The sequence below is a fragment of the Sorangium sp. So ce1036 genome, from assembly GCF_051369805.1.
Taxonomy (GTDB): Bacteria; Myxococcota_A; Polyangia; order Polyangiales; family Polyangiaceae; genus Sorangium; species Sorangium cellulosum_F.
In genome coordinates this window covers 1,293,332-1,310,229 of the sequence record NZ_JBBMOX010000002.1, presented here as the reverse complement: position 1 = coordinate 1,310,229, position 16,898 = coordinate 1,293,332, and the positions used below count along the sequence as shown (strand labels likewise).

Below are 16,898 nucleotides of genomic sequence, written 5' to 3'. Positions count from 1 at the left end.
AGAGATCCAGCGACTCAGCCGGCGGTCACGTGGAGATCTCCGTTCCACTCCCCAGCGCCGGCCGGCTGGTCCACGGAGGCAACCGTGACTTTCCACAGCCCGACCGTGGGGAGAGTCACCTGACCGAGCAGCGTCGACTGGGCGTACGGCCCCGTCGTGATGCTGACGATCGTGCCTTCGACGCGCTGGTTCGACTGCTCGTTCCGGAAAGCGAGACGGGCCTTGCCCTTCGGAGGGAAGGTACGCCCCACGACCGTCAGCCGCATGGGAGTGTTCACCTTGGCCGTCGGAGGCGACACCGACGTGACCTCGATATCGATGGGGCCCCAAGCCGCTACCACATAGTCGTGGTCCTGGGGCCTGGTGAAGAGCGCGGTCAGCTCGTCGTGCGCGCTCTTGAGGATCGCGGCGTGGTCATGGCGGCGGAGCGCATGCTGTATGTCCAGCGTGATTCCATATTCGGCAAGGACCTGGGCTGGATCTTCGGACGCGCGCAGCTGGAGCTCGGGATTTCTCAAATAATCGGCAATGAAGTAAATGAGCATGCCTCCTCCTTCGTCGCGGGTGCGTGGTCCCCTCCGGCCTGCGCCGGCTCGTATGCGGTTCCGTGGAGAACCTGCGCGGGGAATCGAGCAATGGCCCCTGAAGGGCGAGCGAGCTGTCCGCGAATGACGTTCACGCCGCGCAGTATCCAGCATTGCCGAACCATCTGTCGACAAAAAGCAGAGGCCCGACTGGCTTGAGGTGCACGTGCGCTCGAGCTGAGCGCGTGTCGCCGCCTGTTCGCTGCGGCGCCCGGGTGCGCGTCCGGCGATCCATGCTGACTTCGGGAAGCGCGCGTGCGTGATGTTCCACCTGCGACGCCGGGCGCGCCTGACTCGTCTGGTGATCCTGTGTCCTCGGATCCTCCCGCGAGGACCCACGCGCCGCCGAGGTCAGGACACGGAAGCGAGCGCTTCTGTCAGCGCCTCGTGAGCGCGGCCGTCGCGCAACAGGCCAGCCAGGGCCGCCCGGCAGGGCGCGACGACCTCGGCGAGCACCTCGCGGCGCAGCGCGCCGAGCGCGCGCGCGGGGAGCACGCCGAGCGACTCCGCCCCACCGGCGTCGGCCGGCCCCGGCGCCGGATCGAGGGCGTGGCGCGCGGCGGCGCGGGAGAACGCCTGCTCGGCCGCGGCGCGCGCCGGCTCGCCGAAGGCCGCGAGCAGCCACGCGAGCGCCCTCCAGGAGAGCGCCGCGTGCCGCGCCTCGTCGGCGGCGATGCGCGCGAGCGCCGCGGCGAGCGCCGGATCCCCGGCGAGGCGCGCGACCTCCTGCGCCTCGGCCGCGCCCAGGGTCTCGCCCACGCAGCCCTCCTCGACGAGCGCCGCGACCACGTCGGCGACGCCGGCCGCGAGCGGCGCCGTGGCCGCCTCGAGCAGCGGCCCGGGGCCGATCGCGCGGCCGGCGAGGCGCGAGGCGATGCCGTACGCGAGGCGCGCGTGCTCGGCCTCGTCGAGCGCGGCCCGGTGCGCCTCGGCGACGAGCTCGGCGGGCGCGCCGAGCGCGAGGAGCTGGAGCGAGAAGCGGGCGAAGCTCGCGACCGAGGCGTGCTCGAGCGCGGCCACGGCGGCGTAGTGCGCCGCGGCGAGCGCGCGCGCCTCGGGCGCGAGGGGGGCGACGTCGAGCGCCACGGGCGCGCGCCAGTCGTCGCGCGCGGCGCCCTCCGCGGCGCGCGGCGCGCCGTCGACGAGCAGGGGGCGGCCGATGGCGCAGGTCACCCCCGCGCATTGCCAGCGCGCGCTCCCGTCGCTGGCCTCGAGCGCGACGCAGGCGGACGCGGGGCGCGCGCTGCCGGCGCAATCCGCGTCGCTCCGGCAGGCGTCGTTCGGCGTGCGGCAGGCGAGCGTGACCTGCTCGCCGCATCCATTGAAATAGGCGGACAGCCCGCAGGTGCCCCCGGGGCAATCGGCGTCGACCGCGCAGCGCGCCTTCGCGCAGACCGAGTGCGGCTCGCGGAGCGCGCCGGTCCCCTTGCAGACGCACGCCTCGGAGGGGCCGCAGTCGGCGTCGTCCTCGCAGGCGTACTCGCAGCCGCAGAAGGGGCCGATCTGGCCGACGCCGCTCACGCATTTGCCGTGGGGGCCGTCCTTGCAATCGCTGTCCGTCTTGCAGGCGAGGTGCCCCTCGGTGCCGCGGCACGCGGGCTGGTCGATGGTCGCGTCGCAGCGCGTGCGCGAGGCGCGGTGCACGGTGCCGTCCGGCTCGGTCACCCAGCCCTCGGCGCCGGAGGGCGCCGGCGGGATTGCGGACGCGGGGGACGGCGCGGGTTGCGGGACGGTGGTGTCGGTGGCCGTGGTGTAGGGGTCGGGGACCGTGACGACCGCGACGTCACCGCCCTTCGAGCTGGTGCAGCCCGCGGCGCCGACGGCGAGGAGGAGGGACATGCGGAGCGAGCGGTGGCGGTCCATGGAGGGAGGGTAGCAGAGGCGGGGGAGCTAGATCACCGAACGCGTTGAAACTCGTAAGCAGGCTGAAACTCGTACAAATTTAAAAGGTTGTAGCCCCCGGCGGCTCCGTCGCGGAGCGTGAACGTGGTCGTGGTCGTGGTCGTCGACGACACAACCGTGGACGTGAACGATCTGCCTCATTCCTCGCTCTCAGCGGTCCGCTGGCAGCTCGCTCCCCTTGCGGGCGGGTTGAGCTGGCTGGGTCGTGGGAAATGAGAGCGGCGATTTCCGGGAGACGTTTACGTTCACGACTGAGCCGTTGACGACGACGACCACGACCACGTTCACGACCACGACCACGACCACGTTCACGACCACGTTCACGTTGGTGACCGCTGAGGGGGCAGCGGTTCGGGCTTCGGGCCCCGAGCGCGACCGGGCGAGCTTGGTTAACGGTTAACACCAATGCCCAGGGGGGGCGGCAATCATCACCAGGGATCCAGCGTCTGTTTGAGAGATGCGCCCTCGCGGTTTTCTCTCCCATCGGCAGATCGCCGCGGAACTTCAACGTGATTGACGTTCCAGGGCTCGGCTGCGATACACGGGCATCCGCTGCGTGTCTCGCCCCGGGGACGGATCACCGGCTCCCCGTCGTATCGGCGTTTCGCGGCTCCCTTCTCTTCCCCACCTCTGCTTTCTTCCCCACGTCCGCCGTCCTCCACCACCCGCCCCGAAGCCCCGCCCGCCTCGCCGGGCCCCCTCCACCACCCGCCCCGAAGCCCCGCGCACTTCCCAGAGCCCCCTCCACCACTCGCCCTGAAGCCCCGCGCACTTCCCAGAGCCCCCTCCACCACCCGCCCCGAGGCCCCGCCCGCTTCGCCGGGCCCCCTCCACCACCCGCCCCGAAGCCCCGCGCACTTCCCAGAGCCCCCTCCACCACCCGCCCCGAAGCCCCGCGCACTTCCCAGAGCCCCCTCCACCACCCGCCCCGAAGCCCCGCGCACTTCCCAGAGCGTCCTCAATCCCCCGGACGAAGCTCCCGCCCCACCCCCCACCACGCGGCACGACCTCACCCCCGACGCGCGCCCATTTCGTGCTCCCTCATGACGCCCGCCATTCCTTTGATCTACACCTGCCCGTTATGCCTGAACCCCAAACCCCGAACCAATCAGGGACACCCACCGTGCAACCCAGCCCGCTCACCACCGCCGAGGCGGCATTCGATCGCCTCAAGCCCGCGCTCGACGCCATGCCGCTCGCCGGGCTGGACACCCCGCGGCTCGATCTCCAGGCGGCCGCCGTGCAGGCCATCGGCGTGGCCAGGGCGCTCTCCGCGCCCGAGCTGCGCCAGCGCATCACCGCCATCGCCGCGGCGGGCGCCCTCGACGCGGCGCTGCTCGACGGCCTGGAGACCGTCGCCTGGGCGACCTGGTTCGCCCGGCACAAGCTCCTGCTCTCGTCGGCCACGCACTCCGGCGCGGCGCTGCCCGCCTCCCTCGTCGCGCGCGCCTACGAGATCCGCGCGCGCATGCTGAAGACGCTCGAATACCACCTCGACGACGATCCGGAGGCGACCGCGCAGCTCGCGCACCTGCGCGCGGGCAGCGGCCACCTCGACCTCGCCAACGACCTCTCGGGCGCCGCCGACATGTACCGGCGACACCGCGCCCGGATCCAGGACGACAAACGGAACTACCGCGCCGAGGACGAGCAGGAAGCGAGCGCGCTCGCGGAGCAGATCCTCCGCCTGCTCGGCGCGACGGCGACCGACGATCAGGCGCTCTGGAAAGGGTACCAGGCGCGCGCCGCCAAGCTGCTCTTCCGCCATTACGACGAGGCCATCCGCGTCGGCCGGTTCCTCTTCTATTACGATGATCCCGAGGGCCGCTTCCCCAACCTCTACACCGCGACGCGCGCCGCATCGGCCTCCCCTCGCCCCGAGAAGAAGCCGGAAGCCAGCCCCGCCGAGCCGCCGGTGATCAGCATCACCTGATCACCCGAGCGGCCCTCACCTCCTCTCCCGGGCGCCTCTCCGACGCCCACCCACCGCAGGGCGCCTCCCCGACTCCCCCGACCGCGCCGCCGCGCGCTCGCGCACCCCTGCCGCATGCGCTATGGCGCCTGCATGCGTCTCTACACGTTCCTCCACTCGCCCAATGCCCTCAAGGTGCGCCTCGCCCTCGCCGAGCTCGACGTTTCCTACGAGCCGGTCGAGATCAACCTCTTTCGAGGCGAGCAACGCGCCGAGTCGTTCGCCCAGATCAACCCGCACCGGAAGGTGCCTGTCCTCGAGGACGGCCCGCTCGTGCTCCGGGAGTCCAACGCCATCCTCGTCTACCTGGGCCGCACCCACGGGACGACGCGCTGGCCCGACATCCCGGCGTCCGAGGCCAGGGCGCTCCAGTGGCTGTTCTTCGACAGCGCGCACCTGACGCCCCACTGCAGCGCCATCTGGTGGACGAACGTCGTCGTGCCCACGGCCGGGCTGCCGCCGGTCGCGGAGGCGGTCGTGGAGCGGGCCACCGCCGAGGCCACGCGCTCGCTCGACCTGCTCGAGGGAGAGCTCGACGGAAAGCAGTACCTGCTCGGCAGCGCCCTCTCGCTCGCCGACTGCGCTGTCGGCGCTGCCGTCGCCCTGCTCCGCGGCTCGCGCCTCGACGACGCCGAGCGCTGGCCCAGGGTCGTCGCCTACCGGGAACGGCTGCGCGCCCGCGATAGCTGGGTCGCGGCGCGCGGTGACGCCATCACCGACCTCGGGGCCGCGGCCACCCGGGCCGGGTGAGCGCGCCGCAACCTGGGTAGCGCGCCGCAACCTGGGTCGGCACGCCGCAACCTAGCCGCAACCTGGGTCGGCACGCCGCAACCTGGGTCGGCACGCCGCAACCTGGGTCGGCACGCCGCAACCTGGCACGCCGCAACCTGGGTCGGCACGCCGCAACCTGGGTCGGCACGCCGCAACCTGGGTCGGCACGCCGCAACCTGGGTCGGCACGCCGCAACCTGGGTCGGCACGCCGCAACCTGGGTCGGTGCGCCGCAACCTGGGTCGGTGCGCCGGGTCGGTGCGCCGCAACCCAGGCGCCCGCTCGGCGGCGCGCCCGCGGCTACCGCCTCGCCCTGCGCCCGATCCCGCGCGGGTCGCGCCCGATCGGCTCGCCCAGCTCGATCGCCGGAGCGCCGGGCCAGGACGGCTCCTCCCGCGGCTCCCCCACCTCGAGCGGGCCGTGCGCCTGCTCGGCCTCCGCGATCGAAGGGTAGCGCTCCACGTCGCCGTCGACCTGGAACCCGCCCGCGCGCGCCGGGCGCACCACGCGGTCGACCACGATCCCCTCGTCCCAGATCCCGCCGTGCTCGACCGCAATCGCGGCGCCGATGGCCACCCCGTCGAGCCGCGACAGGGCGCCATCCGGCCGCCTCGGCGTGGGCCGCCAGCGCAGGAACGCGTCCTCGTGGAGCACGACCACCGCGCGATTGCCGGGCAGCTCCGAGATCCCCAGGGCGAAGCGGACGCGGCGCCCCGGCGCCCCGGCGCTCGCATCGCACCCGCCCCACGCCGCGCCCTCCGCTTCGCCGACCGCGCCCTCCGCTTCGCCGACCGCGCCCTCCGCCTCGTCGAGCGCGCCCTCCACCTCGCCGGCCGCGCCCTCCGCCTCGTCGATCCCGGCGAGGTGCTCCGGACGCTGATCCTCGGGCGGCGCCATACGAACTCCTCCACCGGAGGTCTCGAACGAGGACGCCGTGCCGTCAAGCCCGCGACGCCGCCCCGTCCCTGCGCGCGTTCGCTGGTCGTCCGCGCGCAGCGCCCAGCGCCCGCGGCGCACAGCGCGCCCCCGCGATGACCCAGACGGAGGTCGTCCGCACCGTGCCCCACGCTTGACGCCCGACGCCTCCCCGCCAATCCCCTCCCCGATGGTGTCGTTCGACCCGTTCCCCGTCCTGTCGACCCCGCGCCTCCGCCTCCGCGCGATCGAGCCCGGCGACGCCGAGCGCATCCTCCGCATCCAGTCGGATCCGGAGGTGACGCGCTACTTCGGCCGCGCGCCCTTCAGCGCGCTCGCCGAGGCGGAGCAGCGCATCGCCGTCGTCCTGGAGGGCGTCCGCGAGAACACCTCGATCCGCTGGGGCATCACCCTGAAGGAGAGCCACGAGCTCCTCGGGACCGCCGGCTTCTGGCGCTGGAACAAGCCCCACCGCTGGGCGGAGATCGGCTTCGAGCTCCTGCCCGCGTTCTGGAACCGGGGGATCATGACCGAGGCGCTGCGCGCGATGCTCTCCTTCGGCTTCGACGTCATGGGCCTCCACCGCGTCGAGGCGCAGCTCGATCCCGAGAACCGCGCCTGCATGCGCGTGCTGGAGCGGCTCGGCTTCGCGCGCGAGGGGCTGCTCCGCCAGAACTGGTGGTACGACGGGAAGTGCACCGACACCGCGGTCTACGGGCTCCTGCGCGACGCCCCCGCGGGCCCCGCGGCCTGAGCCGGCCGCAGGTCGCGCCCCGCGCCCCGGCCCCCATCGGGCCCCGTCGTCGAGCCGGCCAGCGCCGCTCCCTCCGCTACCTCGTCGCCGACGGCGCCCCGCCGCCCGCAGCCGGCGCGGCGCTCCCGGGCGCGTGCCCCGCGCCCTGCTCCACGTGCCCCGCCCCCTGCTCCGCGTGCCCCGCGCCCTGCTCCAGGTTGAGCCGGATCCGCGCGGGCGACTCCGACGTGATCTCCACCGTCTGCGACGCGCCGTCGCTCGACCGCGCCTCCACCGAGAGCGACACCCCGGGCTGCGGGCGCGCGATGACCTGGCTGCCCACGCCGAGCACCACGCCGTTCAGCCGCACCACCGCGGCGCGCGGCTCGATCTGCACCGCGATCGGGTCGAGCTGGAACCGCTGCCCCCGCGGCCGGCTCAGCGCGACGAACATCAGCGACGCCACCGCGACCCCCGTCGACACCGCGGCCACCAGCCACGGGAGCGCCACCGGCCGCAGCGCGTCGCCGGCCCGCATCAGGCCGCCGAGCCCCCGCCGCCCCCCGGGCAGCGTGCTCCCGGGCCCGCTCTCCGAGAGCGGCGACGCGCTCAGCACGGCGCCGGACCGGGCCCGCCACCCCGCGCGCCGCTGCGGCGCGGTCGCGGCCGCGATCTTCTGCCGCTCCTCCTCCATCCGCTCGCCGCAGCGCGCGATCAGGACCTCCGCCACCTGCGCCGTCGTCATCACGCCCGAGCTGCGCAGCAGGAAGTCCTCGAGCGCGGCCGCCATCTCGCCCGCCGTCTGGAAGCGCCGCCGCGGATCGCGCGCGAGCGCCTTCAGGATGATCTCCTCGAGGTACAGCGGGCAGTGCGGCGCCGCGAGCGTCGGCCGCGGCGGCTCCACCGCCCCGGTCTGCGGCAAGACGAGGTCGTGCAGCACCTGGAACGGCAGCGCGCCCGTGACCGCCTCGAAGAGCACGACGCCCAGCGAGAAGATGTCCGACCGGCGATCGACCGGGTGGCCCTGCGCCTGCTCGGGCGACATGTACTCGCCCTTGCCCTTGATCTCGCCCGTCTGCGTCGTGTCCCCCAGCCGCTCGAACGCCTTCACGATCCCGAAGTCGGCCACCTTCACCGTGCCGTCGCGATCGATGAGGATGTTCTGCGGGCAGACGTCCCGGTGCACGATGCCGAGCGGCACCCCGCGCTCGTCGAGCAGCTCGTGCGCGGCGTGCAGCCCGTGCGCCGCGTCCGCGACGATGCGCGCGGCGACCGCCGGCGCGAGCGGATGCGGCCTGAGGCCCGGCCTGAGCAGCCGCTGCATCGTCTGGCCGTCGATCCACTCCATCACCAGGAAGAGCACGCCGTCCGTGTCGCCGAGGTCGAGGATCTCGACCACGTTGCGGTGGTGGATCTTCGAGGCGAGGTTCGCCTCGTCGAGGAACATGCGCTGAAACTGCGGATCGCGCGCGAGCGCGGGGATCAGCGTCTTCAGCGCGACGACCTTGTGGAAGCCGCGGGAGCCCTCCATGCGGGCGGCCCACACCTGCGCCATCCCCCCCTCGCCGATGAGGCGCAGGAGCTCATACCGCCCGAGACGCTGCCCCGGACCGGGGTCCTCGGAGATCCGCATGGCACACCGAACGGTTGTGGTCGGGGAGCCGCGCCGCGCGCGCGGCCCCAGGAGCGTTCCGGACCGCGGCTCGCGCCCCGTTTCTCCAGGCGCTCACAATAGCCAAGCCCGCCCGCGCCGAAAAGGCTCGTGAGGGCCGGCGCCCGCGTGCGCATCCCCTCCCCCGCGCGCACCTCCGTCCCGGCGCGTCTCTCCCTCCCCGCGCGCGCCCCTCCCCGAGGGCGCCCGGCGCCCGCGGATCCGCGTCGCCCCTCCGCCGCGCCCCTGCTATGGCCGGAGCACGATGACGAACGCGACCAGCGCTCCTCCTCCTGCTGCAGCCCGCCCCGGTCGAGCCCCCGCCTCCAGGGCCCTGTTCGACCGCGCCTCCGCCGTCCTGCCCGGCGGCGTGAACAGCCCGGTGCGCGCCTTCCGCGCCGTCGGCGGCGACCCCCTCTTCATCGCCCGCGCCGAGGGCGCCCGGCTCTTCGACGCCGACGGCGCCGAGTACATCGACTACGTCGGCTCCTGGGGGCCGGCCATCCTCGGCCACGCGCACCCCGCCGTGGTCGAGGCGGTCCGCGAGGCCGCCTCCCGCGGGCTCTCGTTCGGCGCGCCCACCGAGCTCGAGGTGCGGTTCGCCGAGACGATCCGCGCGCTCTACCCGAGCATCGACATGCTGCGCTGCGTCTCGAGCGGCACCGAGGCCACCATGAGCGCGATCCGCGCCGCGCGCGGCTTCACCGGCCGCGACGTCCTCGTCAAGTTCGAGGGGTGCTACCACGGCCACGCCGACCCCCTGCTCGTCAAGGCGGGCAGCGGGCTCGCCACCTTCGGCGCGCCCGACTCCGCCGGCGTCCCCGAGGGCGCCGCCCGCAACACGCTGTCGTTGCCCTACAACGACGCGGCCGCCCTCGAGGCCGCCTTCGCCGCGCGCGGCGGCGACATCGCCGCCGTCATCCTCGAGCCCGTGGTGGGCAACATGGGCTGCGTCCCGCCGGAGCCCGGCTTCCTCGCCCTCGTCATCGACCTCTGCCGCAAGCACGGCGCGCTCTCGATCTTCGACGAGGTGATGACCGGCTGCCGTCTGGCCCGCGGCGGCGCGCAGGAGCGCTTCGGGCTCCGGCCGGACCTGACCACGCTCGGCAAGATCGTCGGCGGCGGCATGCCGCTCGCGGCCTACGGCGGCCGCGCCGACGTGATGCGCGTCGTCTCGCCGCTCGGCCCCGTGTACCAGGCCGGCACGCTCAGCGGCAACCCGATCGCGGTCACGGCGGGGCTCGCGACGCTCGAGCGCCTCACGCCCGACCTCTACGAGCGGCTCGAGCGGCTCGGCGCCGCGCTCGAGCGCGGCCTCCGGGCCGCGGCCGAGGCCGCCTCCGTGACCGCGTGCGTCCAGCGGGTCGGCTCCATGATCACGCTGTTCTTCACGAGGGGCCCGGTCCGCTGCTGGGCCGAGGCCTCCACCTCGGACACGAAGCGCTTCAGCGCCTTCCACGCGGGCATGCTCGCGCGCGGCGTCTACTGGCCCCCGTCGCAGTACGAGGCGGCGTTCCTGAGCGGCGCCCACACGGAGCAGGACATCGAGCGCACCATCGCGGCCTGCCGCGAGGCGCTCGCGGCCTGAGGGCCGGCCCGGCCGCCTCGCGGCCCAGGGGCCGGCCCGGCCGCCTCGCGGCCCAGGGGCCGGCCCGGCCGCCTCGCGGCCCAGGGGCCGGCCCGGCCGCCTCGCGGCCCAGGCCGGGCCTCGCCCCCCCGTCGCGTCAGTCGCCGGCGCGCACCCAGCCGTTTCGGTAGTAGTTACCGCGGGCCGTCGGCCAGGGCAGGCAGTTCGTCGCCGAGCGCGGCACCGTGAACACGAGCGCGCACGGCCCCGGGTACGCGCCGTCGATCCACGCGACGTCGCGGAGCGACACGATGATCTCGACCGTCCCGTCGCCGTTCACGTCGGCGAGCGTCGGCACCGGCATCGCGCCGAGCCCCGGCAGCGGGACCTTGTGGAGCAGCTCGCCGCCCGCGTTGAGGATGAAGAGGTGGCCCTTCCCCTCGTCGGTCGAGTAGGTGTTGAACACGATCTCGGGGATGCCGTCGCCCGACAGGTCCCCGACCACGACGCCGCCCGTGAGCACCTGCGTGTCGTTCGTGTACGTGACGTCCCAGGACTCGGTCCTGTCGGCGTGGACCGCGTGGATGCGGCCGTCGAGCCCGGCGAAGATCATCTCGGGGCCGGCGTGCGTCGCGTCGATGTCCGCCACGGTCACCTGCTGGGTCGCGGCCACGATGTTGCCGCCGAGGTCGTCGCCGCCGGACAGGTAGTCGGACGCGTAGAACGGGCTCTCCCACCCCTCGATGCGGCTCGCGTCGGGGCGGACCACCCAGAGGCCGACGCCCCGGGCCTGGTCCCTCGCAGCGACGTCCTGGCCCGCCGCGAGCATGACGACCTCCGGCGCGCCGTCGCCGTCGACGTCCGCGATCGCAGGGGCCGAGTTCTTGAAATAGGCCTGCAGCTCGTCGCTGTCGCCGAAGCCCTGCTGCGCGAGCTCCAGATCGTGCATGTACCGCACGCCCGGCGTCTTGGGTCGGCCCCGGAACATGGGATTCGCGTCGAAGGCCTCTCCCGTGCCGCGGTAGAACCCGGCATACGCGTTGTCCATCGGAGAGACGATGTCCTGCTCGCCGTCGCCGTCGAGATCGCCGACGGCCAGGTTCTGATCGTAGGCGCCGGCGATCCAGCACTCGGCGTCGTCGCTGCGGCGCGCGTCGCACCCGATCGTTCCGCTGTCGATCGGCGGGAAGCCCGCGACCGGCGCCCCGCTCGCGTGGAAGGCCATCAGGATGTCGGGGTCGTTGTCGGTGCTCGCGGCGACGACGTCGAGCTGGCCGTCGCCGTCGATGTCGCCCGCGGCGAGGGAGCGGACCTCGTCGCGCCAGCGGACCGGCCAGCCGCTGACGGCCCGGCCGCTCGCGTCGAGCATGTAGATCGTGTCGCGCGCCGCGAAGACGACCTCGAGCCGCTCGTCGTCGCGGAAGTCCGCCACGATCGGGCTCGCCCAGATGCGGCCGTGATCCTGCGAGTCGTCGAACCGCCACGCCTGCTTGCCGTCGGGCCCCCAGGCGACGATGTTGCCGTTGTGCGTGACGAGGATCTCGTTCACGCCGTCGCCGTCCAGGTCCGCGACCGCCGGCGACCCGAGCCACGCGCTCTCGTCGTCGTCGGACAGCTCGAGCAAGAGCTCGGGCTCCGCGACCTCGGCCGAGCCGCTCGACGCGGCGGCGCACGACGCCGCGGTCGGCAGCGGCTTGGAGCCGCCGGGGACGAAGCGCGGCGGGCGCGATCCACGGCCATCGTCGGAGGAGCCATCCCCCAGCCGCCCCTCGCACGCCGCAAGAGCGAGGACGCTGGTCAAGAGAGCGATTCTCCCGGGAATGAAAAAACCTCGGTGAGAGACAAAGGACTTCATCATGGCGGGAAGCTTACCAGCCATGGGTTGTGCTCCGAAGAGCGCGGAGCAGCGATCGGACGCGGTCGCGCACGCGTCGGACGGTGCGACACGCTGCCCCCTCCGGAGGGGAGGTGGGTGAGTGAGGACGCCGGAGGGATGGAGGTGGGCGTCCCTGGCTCCGCGCGCGGTGGTGGGCCCGCTGGGGGCTCCCCTCCGGGGCGTGCGTTCCGGCGAGCCCCTCTTTCTGTGGCGCGCCTGCACGTCAGCCCCGGAGGCGAGCCCCCAGCGGGCCCACCACCGCGCGCCGCAGGGGTATGGGTGCGGGGAGGTGCTGTGCTAGGCTCCGCCGCCATGAACGTATCGCGACGGCTTTGGATCGCCACCGCCGCCGGCGCCCTGCTGCTCGGGCCTGGGGCGCTCGGTTGCAGCTCGACCCCCGCGCCCAAGACGGCCACGGTGGAGCCCGGGGACATGCCCGAAGGCGGCGACTGGACGGGGGTCTATTACAGCGAGCTCTACGGCTACCTGCACCTCGTGCACGACGGCAACGGGGGCAACGGGGTCGAGGGCCGGTGGATCCGGCCCGTGAAGGATCGGTGGGGCGAGCTGCACGGCACCGCGACGGGCGACCTCATCAAGTTCACGTGGACCGAGCACACCATCGGCGCCATCGGGCCGAACGCGTCGAGGAGCGGCCGGGGCTACTTCAAGTACCAGCGGCCGGAGGGCGAGAACGTGGACGATCGGCTCGTGGGTGAGATCGGCCGCAACAAAGACGAGGTCGGGGAGCCCTGGGAGGCCATCAAGCAGCGCAACATGCTACCTGACCTGCAATCGATCGGCGGCAGTGGCGCCTCCGAGATCAGCGGCGGCGACTGGGACACCGACAACCAGGAGTCCGGTGAGCCGGAGCCCCCGGCGGAGCCGGAGGCCGAGCCGCCCAGCCTCTGACAAGACCAGCAACACCAGAACCCGATGACCCAACCGCAGCCGCGAGGCATTCAGTTCCGCGAACCCCCCATCTTCGAGCGTGGCGCGCCCGGCAGGACCGGCGCCTCGCTCCCCCCGCTCGACGTGCCCGAGGTCGACCCGGGAGCCCACTACGGCGCGCTCGCGCGCGGCGAGCCGGCCGGCCTGCCGGAGGTGAGCGAGCCGGAGGCCTTCCGGCACTTCCTCCGGCTCTCGCAGTGGAACTTCTGCATCGACTCGCAGATGTACCCGCTCGGGTCGTGCACGATGAAGTACAACCCGAAGGTCAACGAGTGGGCCGCGCGCATCCCGGGCTTCGCGCGGCTGCACCCGATGACGCCCGAGGAGCTCAGCCAGGGCTCGCTCGAGGTGATGTGGCGCCTGCAGCAGGCGCTCTGCGAGATCAGCGGGATGGACGGTTGCTCGCTGCAGCCGTCGGCGGGCGCGCAGGGCGAGCTCGCCGGGCTGATGATGATGCGGGCGTACCACGCGTCGAAGGGGCGGTCGCCGAGGAAGGTGTTCATCCCGGAGAGCGCCCACGGCACGAACCCGGCGAGCTGCGCGCTCAACGGGCTCGTGGCGGTGCGGGTCGAGAAGTCCGCGGACGGCGTGACCCACCCCGAGCAGGTGCTCGCCGCGATCGAGCGCGAGGGGGCGGACGGCGACGTGTGCGGGCTGATGATCACGAACCCGAACACGCTCGGCGCGTACGAGACGCACCTGCCGACGATCATCAAGCTCATCCACGACAAGGGGGGGCTGGTCTACGGCGACGGCGCGAACACGAACGCCATCATGGGGCACGCGCGGCCGGGCGACGTCGGCATGGATGTGATCCACATCAACCTGCACAAGACGTTCACGACGCCGCACGGCGGCGGCGGTCCTGGCGCCGGGCCGGTCTGCTTCAAGAAGCACCTGGAGCCGTTCCAGCCCGCGCCGGTCCTCGTGCGGCGGGGCGACGCGTTCGCGTGGGATCACGACAGGCCGCAGAGCGTGGGGCGGCTCCGGGCGTTCACCGGCAACTTCGGGATGTTCATCCGGGCGTACACGTACATCCGGGAGATGGGCGGCGAGGGGCTCACGGCGGCGAGCAGCCTGGCGGTGCTGAACGCCCGTTACCTGTGGGCGAAGCTGAAGGACCACTACAGCGCGCCGGTGCCGCAGCCGTGCATGCACGAGGTGGTGCTCTCGGACAGCCAGCTCGAGAAGGAGACCGGGGTCAAGACGCTCGACATCGCGAAGCGGCTGCTCGACTACGGCTTCCACGCGCCGACGGTGTACTTCCCGCTCGTGGTGCCGGGCGCCCTGATGATCGAGCCGACCGAGACCGAGACGCGCGAGACGCTCGACGAGTTCGCGGCCGCGATGCTGAGCATCCTCCAGGAGGCGCACGAGACGCCGGAGGTCGTGAAGCAGGCGCCGCACAGCGCGGTGCTCGGGCGGCTCGACGAGGCCCGGGCCGCCCGCCAGCCTCGCCTGCGATGGTCGAAGACCTGACGGCCGCGGCGGGGGCGCCCCGGCGGCGGCCGCCGTCCGCGGGCGCCGCCGGCCGCCGGGGGTGCGCGCCAAATTCGCGAAATTCCGCCGGACGCGTCTACAATGCCCGCCCGAGGCCGCCGGAGCGGGCCCTCGCGGGACGGGCGACGCGTGTCTGATACGATCGAGAACGAAGGCGACATCGAGACGATCAGCCAGACCACCCCGGTCTCGGTCGGGGACACGGTGCGCCTCGTGTTCCGCGCGTACGACGAGGCGACGCCCCCGTTCAACATCAAGATCCGCTCCCCCTCGGGGAAGGTGATCATCGAGCGGGTGCTGCGGGATCTGCCCACGGGCAAGCCGCAGAGCGCGTCGCCCGTCGAGTTCAGCGCCTCCGCGGCCGGGGAGTACAAGATCGAGATCAAGCAGCTCTACGGCAAGCAGAAGGGCACGGCCGTCCTCCGCGTGAAGCCCTGACCGCACGCCCGGCGGCGCGGCGCGCGGGCCACGGCCGTGGGGGTACGGCGGCGCGGTCCTGCGTCGCGCGCGCCGGCCGAGGGGTCGACGGGTCGTGGATCCATCCTGGTGTCCCCGAGGCCGATGCCGGCTTCGCCGGCATGGATTGATGGGCCGGCCATCATTCCATGCCGGGAGGTCGAGCATGGAAGCCTGCGCGCTCGACCCCGGAGCATGGTCCCGGCAACCTCCACCATGATCCCGGCATGGCCGCCTGGCTGCGCGGGCGTACGTGATCGCGGCGAAGGCCAGCGCAGCTAGGCGCGCGGCGAGCGCTGTGGAGCGCGCGGTGTTGTCGGGGGCCGTCGTCAGCCCTGGAGACCGCGCCCACGCTCACACCGGACACAGCGGCTCTCTATACTCTCCGTACAGGCTGACAACGTCTTCACTTTCTCCGAGTGACACCTCGCCGATCTCAGCGGGAAAGAAGCCACCAGGGTCACAGTTACGAAGTCGATGTCGAACATAGTCTACCGAATCGACATCGAGACGCAAAAGAACCTTGTCAACAGAAAAGAGAATCACGCCGCTGTCATCGAAATCAGATAATACATGAAACGGGATTTCGACAAATCCGCCTCGTCTTACCTGTCGACCTCCGAAGAGCGTTCGATCCACGAGAGCCAGGACGGGGCGAGGCACCTCGCCGAACGCCGCTTCGAGATCGAGCGCCCCAACCCGATCGAACTCGAAACGAATCGACCTTTTCCCGGATTTTCTTAGCAATATCATAACCAACAACAACTAGCTCAGCGGCACATGAACGTTCTTCGTCACGTCGAATCCAGTCCCGGATTTATTTGGAGACAGAAACTCGAAGTGGACATGCGGCGCATTGGGAACCGTGGGATACCTATTCCATGCTTCCCCAGATGTCGCCCCACGCCTCGATGCCGCGGCGCTGGCTGTCGAAGACGAAATGCCACGTCAGCCCCGTGCGGTCGGTGTCCTCGACCAGGAGATGTTGCTCGTCATAAGCATACCGCCACGCGTGGCCGTCGGCGTCGGTCGCGGCCACGAGGTCGCCGCGGCCGTCGCACGTCAGCGTGCCGAGCGCGAGCCATTCGCCGCGCTCGGGGTCGAGCTGCACCTCGATGCTCATCGATCGCCGCTCGCCCGAGGTCCCGTGGCGCAACCGGAGCCGCCGCCCTGCGCTGTCGATCACCTCGACCAGCCGGCCATCCTGCTCTCCATAGGTCAGCGTGATGCGGTTGCCATTGCGGTCCTCCACGGCCGTGAGCCGCGCGCGCCGGCCGCCGTCCTGGAAGCACGAGAACCGTCGCTTCACCTCGTCGCCGGCGTCGAGGAGCCACCCCGCCGCCTCGCGGCGGAGCCGGTAGCCCCACTTACCGAGCACGTCCTCACCCTCGGCGGGCATCGGGAGCTCCACCGCCGTGCCCAGCCCGGTCCACACCATCACGCGCTGCCGCCGCACCTCGATTTCCCAGCCGAGGCCTTGGCCCCAGCCGTGGCCGATCCCCATATCCCGGTCCGCCATCGCGGAGCTGTACGACCGCTCCCAGACGAGCGGCAGCGGCCCGGGCAGCGCACAGATCGGGATCGCGTGCGTGAACACCCGGCCGGTCACGACATCGATCGGATGCGAGACCGTGCCGCACTCCGGGTACCTGTCCGGATCCGGCGCGCTCTTGCCGCCGCCGCCCGCGCTGCTCCCCCCGTTCCCACCCCCGGCCCCCTGCGCGCCGGCGCCGCCCCCACCACCTGGCCCACCACTGCCGCTGCCTGCGCCGCCTCCACCGAGGATGAACACGCCGGGGTTCATTCCGGGAATCACGGGGATGTTGGGCACGGGCGCGGTGCGGGCCATGAGAACGCGGGGATCACTGCCGTCGAAATGCCTCAAGGGGCTGCCCGGTAGCCATTACAGCGCGCCGGAAGCATCCTCCGTTGATCCCGCTGGACGGGATGCTTTCATCACGATCCGCCGTCCAGCAGCAATGAGGCTCGTACATGATCGCCCGGGTTCGTCCCTGGCTGCG

At 72.5% G+C, this 16,898-nt stretch carries 15 protein-coding genes; 8 read left to right on the top strand and 7 right to left on the bottom strand.

Going from position 1 to position 16,898, the window contains the following annotated elements; genetic code table 11:
* Window positions 1-14 precede the first annotated feature (14 nt).
* The 3 genes from WMF31_RS41855 to WMF31_RS41845 all read right to left on the bottom strand — a co-directional run bounded on the left by WMF31_RS41855 (window position 15) and on the right by WMF31_RS41845 (window position 2,810).
* A complete protein-coding gene (locus WMF31_RS41855; RefSeq protein ID WP_436607455.1) occupies window positions 15-545 on the bottom strand; it encodes a hypothetical protein in 531 nt (176 codons plus the stop codon).
* Between the two features lie 390 nt (window positions 546-935).
* On the bottom strand, window positions 936-2,447 hold the full coding sequence (locus WMF31_RS41850; RefSeq protein WP_436607454.1) for a ferritin-like domain-containing protein: 1,512 nt from the start codon (window positions 2,445-2,447) through the stop codon (window positions 936-938).
* A gap of 189 nt (window positions 2,448-2,636) precedes the next feature.
* Window positions 2,637-2,810, bottom strand: coding sequence for a hypothetical protein (locus WMF31_RS41845; protein WP_436607453.1), 174 nt, complete (start codon window positions 2,808-2,810; stop codon window positions 2,637-2,639).
* A gap of 799 nt (window positions 2,811-3,609) precedes the next feature.
* Here WMF31_RS41845 and WMF31_RS41840 point away from each other — a divergent pair.
* Window positions 3,610-4,419, top strand: a complete 810-nt coding sequence (locus WMF31_RS41840) for a hypothetical protein (protein WP_242515705.1) — start codon at window positions 3,610-3,612, stop codon at window positions 4,417-4,419.
* A 132-nt stretch (window positions 4,420-4,551) separates the two neighbouring features.
* A complete protein-coding gene (locus WMF31_RS41835) occupies window positions 4,552-5,208 on the top strand; it encodes a glutathione S-transferase family protein (protein ID WP_165373611.1) in 657 nt (218 codons plus the stop codon).
* A 320-nt stretch (window positions 5,209-5,528) separates the two neighbouring features.
* Here WMF31_RS41835 and WMF31_RS41830 read toward each other — a convergent pair whose 3' ends face one another.
* Window positions 5,529-6,125 carry a hypothetical protein gene (locus WMF31_RS41830; RefSeq protein WP_436607452.1) on the bottom strand — a complete coding sequence of 199 codons (597 nt, stop codon included), beginning with the start codon at window positions 6,123-6,125 and terminating at the stop codon, window positions 5,529-5,531.
* A 208-nt stretch (window positions 6,126-6,333) separates the two neighbouring features.
* Between WMF31_RS41830 and WMF31_RS41825 the strand changes: the two genes are divergently transcribed.
* A complete protein-coding gene (locus tag WMF31_RS41825) occupies window positions 6,334-6,897 on the top strand; it encodes a GNAT family N-acetyltransferase (RefSeq protein WP_436607451.1) in 564 nt (187 codons plus the stop codon).
* Window positions 6,898-6,973: 76 nt separating this feature from the next.
* Here the strand turns inward: WMF31_RS41825 and WMF31_RS41820 are convergent, their stop codons facing one another.
* Window positions 6,974-8,509: a serine/threonine-protein kinase gene (locus WMF31_RS41820; protein WP_436607450.1), complete on the bottom strand. Its 1,536-nt coding sequence runs from the start codon at window positions 8,507-8,509 to the stop codon at window positions 6,974-6,976.
* 283 nt (window positions 8,510-8,792) lie between these two features.
* On the opposite strand from WMF31_RS41820, the gene hemL reads away from it, so the two are divergent.
* Window positions 8,793-10,115 (top strand): glutamate-1-semialdehyde 2,1-aminomutase, encoded by a 1,323-nt coding sequence (hemL, locus tag WMF31_RS41815; RefSeq protein ID WP_436607449.1) that lies wholly within the window; start codon window positions 8,793-8,795, stop codon window positions 10,113-10,115.
* Window positions 10,116-10,251: 136 nt separating this feature from the next.
* On the opposite strand, the gene WMF31_RS41810 is transcribed toward hemL, so the two are convergent.
* Complete coding sequence (locus WMF31_RS41810; RefSeq protein ID WP_436607448.1) at window positions 10,252-11,895, bottom strand: FG-GAP repeat domain-containing protein; 1,644 nt, start codon at window positions 11,893-11,895, stop codon at window positions 10,252-10,254.
* Between the two features lie 387 nt (window positions 11,896-12,282).
* On the opposite strand from WMF31_RS41810, the gene WMF31_RS41805 reads away from it, so the two are divergent.
* From WMF31_RS41805 to WMF31_RS41790, 4 genes are all read left to right on the top strand, one after another.
* Window positions 12,283-12,882 (top strand): hypothetical protein, encoded by a 600-nt coding sequence (locus WMF31_RS41805; RefSeq protein ID WP_436607447.1) that lies wholly within the window; start codon window positions 12,283-12,285, stop codon window positions 12,880-12,882.
* A gap of 24 nt (window positions 12,883-12,906) precedes the next feature.
* The gene (gcvPB, locus tag WMF31_RS41800; protein WP_436607446.1) at window positions 12,907-14,400 is read left to right on the top strand and encodes an aminomethyl-transferring glycine dehydrogenase subunit GcvPB; all 1,494 of its coding nucleotides are present in this window, start codon (window positions 12,907-12,909) and stop codon (window positions 14,398-14,400) included.
* Window positions 14,401-14,550: 150 nt separating this feature from the next.
* Window positions 14,551-14,859 carry a hypothetical protein gene (locus WMF31_RS41795; RefSeq protein WP_129356135.1) on the top strand — a complete coding sequence of 103 codons (309 nt, stop codon included), beginning with the start codon at window positions 14,551-14,553 and terminating at the stop codon, window positions 14,857-14,859.
* Window positions 14,860-15,450: 591 nt separating this feature from the next.
* Complete coding sequence (locus WMF31_RS41790) at window positions 15,451-15,621, top strand: hypothetical protein (protein WP_436607445.1); 171 nt, start codon at window positions 15,451-15,453, stop codon at window positions 15,619-15,621.
* 130 nt (window positions 15,622-15,751) lie between these two features.
* Here the strand turns inward: WMF31_RS41790 and WMF31_RS41785 are convergent, their stop codons facing one another.
* Entirely contained in the window at window positions 15,752-16,726 is a 975-nt protein-coding gene (locus tag WMF31_RS41785; protein ID WP_436607444.1) for a DUF6531 domain-containing protein, read from the bottom strand.
* Window positions 16,727-16,898: the final 172 nt, after the last annotated feature.

What these genes read in the sequence shown, in the direction of transcription:
- WMF31_RS41855 (WP_436607455.1), bottom strand. Translation starts at nt 545, where the DNA reads ATGCTCATTTACTTCATTGCCGATTATTTGAGAAATCCCGAGCTCCAG.
- gcvPB (WP_436607446.1), top strand. Translation starts at nt 12,907, where the DNA reads ATGACCCAACCGCAGCCGCGAGGCATTCAGTTCCGCGAACCCCCCATC.
- WMF31_RS41805 (WP_436607447.1), top strand. Translation starts at nt 12,283, where the DNA reads ATGAACGTATCGCGACGGCTTTGGATCGCCACCGCCGCCGGCGCCCTG.
- WMF31_RS41790 (WP_436607445.1), top strand. Translation starts at nt 15,451, where the DNA reads ATGAAACGGGATTTCGACAAATCCGCCTCGTCTTACCTGTCGACCTCC.
- WMF31_RS41820 (WP_436607450.1), bottom strand. Translation starts at nt 8,509, where the DNA reads ATGCGGATCTCCGAGGACCCCGGTCCGGGGCAGCGTCTCGGGCGGTAT.
- WMF31_RS41830 (WP_436607452.1), bottom strand. Translation starts at nt 6,125, where the DNA reads ATGGCGCCGCCCGAGGATCAGCGTCCGGAGCACCTCGCCGGGATCGAC.
- hemL (WP_436607449.1), top strand. Translation starts at nt 8,793, where the DNA reads ATGACGAACGCGACCAGCGCTCCTCCTCCTGCTGCAGCCCGCCCCGGT.
- WMF31_RS41825 (WP_436607451.1), top strand. Translation starts at nt 6,334, where the DNA reads ATGGTGTCGTTCGACCCGTTCCCCGTCCTGTCGACCCCGCGCCTCCGC.
- WMF31_RS41785 (WP_436607444.1), bottom strand. Translation starts at nt 16,726, where the DNA reads ATGGCCCGCACCGCGCCCGTGCCCAACATCCCCGTGATTCCCGGAATG.
- WMF31_RS41850 (WP_436607454.1), bottom strand. Translation starts at nt 2,447, where the DNA reads ATGGACCGCCACCGCTCGCTCCGCATGTCCCTCCTCCTCGCCGTCGGC.
- WMF31_RS41835 (WP_165373611.1), top strand. Translation starts at nt 4,552, where the DNA reads ATGCGTCTCTACACGTTCCTCCACTCGCCCAATGCCCTCAAGGTGCGC.